This window comes from Flavobacterium sp. LC2016-23 (genome assembly GCF_009674775.1).
Taxonomy (GTDB): Bacteria; Bacteroidota; Bacteroidia; order Flavobacteriales; family Flavobacteriaceae; genus Flavobacterium.
On the sequence record NZ_WKKE01000047.1, the window covers coordinates 1 to 5,766 of the forward strand.

Annotated in this window: 9 protein-coding genes; all 9 read left to right on the forward strand. The window is 32.3% G+C overall.

The features are described from left to right. Nucleotides 1-687, forward strand: a 687-nt coding sequence (locus tag GJU43_RS22895) for a hypothetical protein (protein ID WP_195760091.1), incomplete at its 5' end; no start/stop codon positions are given. A gap of 5 nt (nt 688-692) precedes the next feature. Continuing rightward, a complete protein-coding gene (locus tag GJU43_RS22580) occupies nt 693-1,121 on the forward strand; it encodes a hypothetical protein (RefSeq protein ID WP_154344164.1) in 429 nt (142 codons plus the stop codon). Between the two features lie 155 nt (nt 1,122-1,276). Further along, nucleotides 1,277-1,705: a hypothetical protein gene (locus tag GJU43_RS22585; protein WP_154344165.1), complete on the forward strand. Its 429-nt coding sequence runs from the start codon at nt 1,277-1,279 to the stop codon at nt 1,703-1,705. A gap of 178 nt (nt 1,706-1,883) precedes the next feature. Then, nucleotides 1,884-2,249, forward strand: coding sequence for a hypothetical protein (locus tag GJU43_RS22590; protein ID WP_154344166.1), 366 nt, complete (start codon nt 1,884-1,886; stop codon nt 2,247-2,249). Between the two features lie 128 nt (nt 2,250-2,377). Then, complete coding sequence (locus GJU43_RS22595) at nt 2,378-2,752, forward strand: hypothetical protein (RefSeq protein WP_154344167.1); 375 nt, start codon at nt 2,378-2,380, stop codon at nt 2,750-2,752. A 66-nt stretch (nt 2,753-2,818) separates the two neighbouring features. Beyond that, the gene (locus GJU43_RS23150; protein WP_229655121.1) at nt 2,819-3,805 is read left to right on the forward strand and encodes an RHS repeat-associated core domain-containing protein; all 987 of its coding nucleotides are present in this window, start codon (nt 2,819-2,821) and stop codon (nt 3,803-3,805) included. Nucleotides 3,806-3,815: 10 nt separating this feature from the next. After that, complete coding sequence (locus GJU43_RS22605; protein ID WP_154344168.1) at nt 3,816-4,259, forward strand: DUF4304 domain-containing protein; 444 nt, start codon at nt 3,816-3,818, stop codon at nt 4,257-4,259. Between the two features lie 163 nt (nt 4,260-4,422). Beyond that, entirely contained in the window at nt 4,423-5,208 is a 786-nt protein-coding gene (locus GJU43_RS22610; protein ID WP_154344169.1) for a hypothetical protein, read from the forward strand. 5 nt (nt 5,209-5,213) lie between these two features. Then, on the forward strand, nt 5,214-5,642 hold the full coding sequence (locus GJU43_RS22615) for a hypothetical protein (RefSeq protein ID WP_154344170.1): 429 nt from the start codon (nt 5,214-5,216) through the stop codon (nt 5,640-5,642). The last annotated feature ends 124 nt before the right edge of the window (nt 5,643-5,766 follow it).

The window sequence follows — 5,766 nt, forward strand, 5'->3', positions numbered from 1 at the left end:
GCAGTGGCGACAAATCTGACCAATAATTATTTGGATAATTATAATAAACCTCCGGTACTGGGATTTAGTGCTGTAGGGCCGGGGAATGATATGCATTATTATGTAGGTAGTAATAGTAGTGTAGGAGCACCGGTAAATGATGATAACTCAAATGCGGTAGACTGGTACGGACCATTTGGTAAAGTAAATTGGGCTTTTGGGACTGCTTCTGCAATGGGAATAGTTAAAGGAAGTCTAAACTCAGAGCGCATGTATGCTGAAGGTATCAGAAGAGGGCTTTCAGGAAATTATCCGTTAACAGGAAGAAACCTTAGTTTGTTTAGAGAGGCTCCAATGACGAAAGCTACAATTCCGATATCGAAAGTGGGGCAATGGGCAGGTAGCATAGGTAGAGGCTCTTTTTATGCTGGGTTTTTTATGGATAGTTTTGGCCTATTGAATTATATCGATGATCCAAGTTCTCCGAACGCTGTTCATCCAGCAAAATTTATACTAAACACTTATATGGGAGCTATGGGGACTTATGGAGGTAATATGATGGCTATTCCATCAATACTTTACTTTGGCATAGATGCTTTTTATCCGAAAGGCTGGGGGGGATTAGCAATAGATCAGGAAAGTTTATATCAAGATAACAGAGCTATTAATCCAAATTATCAGGCCTTTCCGGGGGCAATGAAACTATAAATATTATGAAATTTATCAAGAAAAGTTATTATTATTTTTTCTATAGGATTTACCGTTCTATAGAATATACTTCAGAATTATCGGGTGGAAAATTTCTTACATTTCACAAAGCAAGCCTTGTTGTACTTGCTTTGGAAGCATGGGTTTTTTTTTCATTCATGGCATATTATAGAATTTTTACAAAGACAAGTATTCAACTTTCGTTTTCAATGCCTATTATTTATGTGCCAGCTATAATAATTTACGTTTTTAATTATTTCACATTAGACTATAAAGATAATTGGAAACAATTTAATGTTGAATTTGCCAATTATTCTAAGAGAAAAAATAGAATTGGAGGCTGGATTGTATTTGGGATAATTTTGCTTATCATCAGTAATTTTATTTTTTCATTTTATTTAATAAGTCAGGTAGATTGGAGCCAATATCGTTAAAATTGTATAAACCACACCCGATCGCCCGGATATCCAAAACGATATCCGGCAGTCTGGTGGGATTAGGAATAGATTAGGAAAGATTATATAGAGAAAAACAAAGCTATAAATCGGAATTACTAAGCCTTTCCGGGTGCAATGAAACTAAAAATATCATGAAATTTATAAAGAAAAGTTACTATTATTTTTTCTATAAGATTTACCGTTCTATAGAATATACTTCAAATTCGTTTGGAGGAGAAACTCTTATATCATCTAAAGCAGGTCTTGTTATGCTTGCTTTACAAGTATGGGTATTAATTTCAATTTCTGCATATTATGCAATTTACACGAAGACATTTATAGAACTTACCATTTCAATGCCTATTGTATACATACCTGCTATAATAGTTTTTGCATTTAATTATTTCACATTAGACTATAAAGATAATTGGAAAAAATATAATGTCGAATTTGCCAATTATTCTAAAAGAAAAAATAGAATTGGAGGCTGGATCGTATTTGGGATAATTCTACTTGTAATCAGTAATTTGATTTATGCATTCTATTTAATGGGTGAAGTAGATTGGAATAAATATCGTTAAAATTGTAAACGTTCTGTGACATTGACTGCTAAAAAGGGGAATGTAGCTGGACAAGCTTGGAAGATTAGATGGATAACTTGGTAGATTTATAATGAATGCTAATTATACTTATTGACTTTGCAAGAACATAACAATGATTAACGGATGTTATGAAAGTAAAAAAATTAAAGATTAATTTATGAAAATTTATATATACATATATTATGCGTCTTTTCTACAAAGCAGAAAAAAAAATGAAGTTCCTGAAATTCCTGTTTATACCTTGTTGTCTTTTATTCAGACAAGTAATTTAATAACATTTACCAATATTATGATGTTAATTACAAGACTTGATATTAATTATGATGTTAGAAAAATTGCACTTGTTGCACCAATTTTATTTTATTTTCTGAACTATTATTACTTCACAAAGAGGGGTAATGGTGAAATTATCATTAAAAATGAAAGTTATTCATTAGGCAAGTATTCTTTTTTGCTTGACGTTTTTGGTTTTGCATCTTTTCCTTTGGTGGTTTTAACCTATTACTTTTATAGGGAATTTTAAGTAGTTATTATTTACTTAATTATTAGGCACGATTACTATTTGTAATTCCTACCAAATTGTTTAAGATATAGAGAAATGTTTGTAAAACGATTGCTACTTTAAATAATGAGATCGTCTTAAATTAAATTATGAAAAAAATAATAAAGGGGCTTATTGATTTTTGGCTCGATTATGCTTCTTCAAGTTATAATAGACTAAAAAAAAAGGATAAAGATCCGGAAATTGACATATTGTTAAATACTTCATTTATTCAATCGTTAAATATAAATTTAATTTTAGTTGTGATCTTTAAACTAACTCAGTTTAAAGTTAAAGATTTTAAGTACATGATTGTCACAACGATATTGTTGTTCATTTTTAATTATTTCTGGTATAACAAATTGCAAGATATTAGAAAAGAAGAAATAAAAAATAGGACACCGAGATTTAGTAATTCTGTGTACAAGGTCTATGCTGTCTTTTCTGCTATTTTACTTTTTTTTGTAGCTTATGTATTAAAGTAAGATGATATTCAACTGTTTAATGATTTTACAAGACATGAACATATACAAAGTGTAGGTCTCATCAACATGAACGGCCGTATTTACGATCCTAATCTGCATCGTTTTTTACAGCCGGACAACAATATTCAGGACCCGTTTAATACGCAGAATTACAATCGTTACGGTTATGTTTTAAACAATCCTTTAAAATATACCGATCCTACAGGTGAATTTTGGAACGTAGTTGGTTACTTTTTATCAGGATATATAATGGGTGCCTATGCCAGCGGAGGCGAATTGAATCCTGCCAAATGGAACTCTTCGGCTTTCATTACTATTGGTGCAGCAGGGGCATCAGCCGGAGCCTCAGCAGTGGCGACAAATCTGACCAATAATTATTTAGATAATTATAATAAGCCACCTGAATTAGGGATTAGTGCAGTGAATGTCCTCAACTTTTTCCCTAAAATTAATGATAGTTTTGAAAACGGTCTTAATCAGAGAGTGGTGGATGTTTATGATTTTTTTGACCATGAAGTTTCGAGTTCATCTTATTGGGCTAATACGATAACTAATTTTGGAAATGATGTTAAGAATGGTAGAAGCTTATTCTTTAATGCCAGTGAAGCATATCATCATGAATTATTTAATAATGCAGTAAATATGTCAGTGTACGATTGGGCATATGCTGCTGGATATAGTGCTCCTGATATGGCAGTGTCTTTTGCTGTTCCTTATGCTGCTGAGGGAATAGTATCAAAGATTGGCAATGTAGGAATTATTGAGGAAATAGCTATTACTAGAACTTATACTAAGTCTAGTCTATCGCTAGGAAGAGAGATGCATGCTGCGTATAAAGCAAATTTAGCTGATAATATTACTACATTTAAGGAATTTACTGGAATCAAAGGAATTCGACCTGATTTTGTAGATTTTAGTACAAGAACTATCTATGAGTTAAAGCCTTACAACCCTAATCAAATAAAAGTAGGTACAAGGCAATTGTTTAACTATAAAGTTCATTTTGAAAAGAATTATGGAGGAGTTTGGAATACAGTTTTAGATCATTATTAATAATAATTGAATGGAAAAAAAAGAGTTATCTAATATGTTAAGTGAAGTACTTCTGCCTTTTGGCTTTAAGAAGAAAGGCGATTATTGGGTTTTAAATCACGATGTAATTACCAAAATTATTAATCTTCAAAAATCCCAATTTAATAATAGTTTTTACATTAATTATGGCTATGTCTTAAAGTCAATTCCATTAACTGGAATGATGCATATTTACAATAGATTAACCTCATCAAACATTGAAGAGAGAAATTGGATTTTGGAACTATTAAATCTTGAAAATGATATTTCAATCAATGAACGGAGTACTGAGTTAAAAAAGATATTGCTTGAAATACTAATTTCCAATATGCAGATTATTAATACCGAACAGGATTTAATAAATGAATTAAAGAAGAGGCCTCATTTAAATGATGTTCCAATGAACGTAAAAGAGCATTTAAATTTGATGGAATGATTGTAACGCAATTTTAAAAATTCGGGTGATAAGGTTTTGATAGACTCATAAAAATAATGGAAATTACAATCGTTACGGCTACGTTTTAAACAATCCTTTAAAATATACCGATCCTACAGGTGAATTTTGGAACGTAGTTGGTTACCTTTTATCAGGATATATAATGGGTGCCTATGCCAGCGGAGGCGAGTTGAACCCTGCTAAATGGAATTCTTCGGCTTTTATTACTATTGGCGCAGCAGGGGCATCAGCCGGAGCCTCAGCAGTGGCGACAAATCTGACCAATAATTATCTGGATAATTATAATAAACCTCCGGTATTGGGATTTAGTGCTGTAGGGTCGGGGAATGATATTCATTCTTTTGTAGGTAGTAATAGTAGTGTAGGAGCACCAGTAAGTGATAATAACTCAAATGTAGTAGACTCGTACGGACCAGTTGGTAAAGTAAATTGGGGATTTGCGACTGCTTCTGGTATTGGAACTATAAAAGGAACACTAAACTCAGAACGTATGTATGCAGATGGTATTAGAAGAGGACTTTTAGGAAATTACCCATTAACAGGGAGAAACCTTAGTTTGTTTAGAGATTCTCCAATGACAAAAGCAACAATTCCAATATCTAAAGTGGGACAATGGGCAGGAATAATAGGTAAAGGCTCTTTTTATTTTGGGCTTGCTATGGATCGTTTTGGCATACTGAATTATCTAGATGATCCCAATTCTCCTAATGCTGTTCATCCGGCAAAAGCAGGGTTAAACACAATTATGGGGGCTATGGGAACTTATGGAAGTGCTTTGATGACTATTCCTTCTACACTTTATTTTGGTATTGACGCTTTTTATCCGAAAGGCTGGGGGGGATTAGCAATAGATCAGGAAAGATTATATCGGGAGAATAAAGCTATAAACCCAAATTACCAAGCCTTTCCAGGTGCCATGAAATTTTAAGTATTATGAAATTTATTAAGAAAAGTTACTATTATTTTTTCTATAAAATTTACCGTTCTATAGAATATACTTCAAAATCGTTTGGAGGAGAAACTCTTATATCATCTAAAGCCGGTCTTGTTATGCTCGCTTTAGAAGCGTGGGTATTATTTTCATTCGTAGCATATTATAGAATTTATACAAAAACAAGTATGCAGCTTTCGATTTCAATGCCTATTGTCTATATACCATTAATACTACTTTTTGTTTTTAATTATTTTACATTAGATTACAAAGGTAAATGGAAACAATATAATACTGAATTTGCCAATTATTCTAAAAGAAAAAATAGAATTGGAGGCTGGATCGTATTTGGGATAATTTTACTTGTAATCAGTAATTTGATTTATGCATTGTATTTAATGAGTCAGATAGATTGGAGCCAATATCGTTAAAATTGTACAAACCAGACCCGAGCGCTCGGATATCCAGACGGATATCTGGGAGGCTGGGTAAGATTAGGAATAGATCAAGAAAGTTTATATAGGTAAAACAGAGCTATAAATCCACATTATCAGG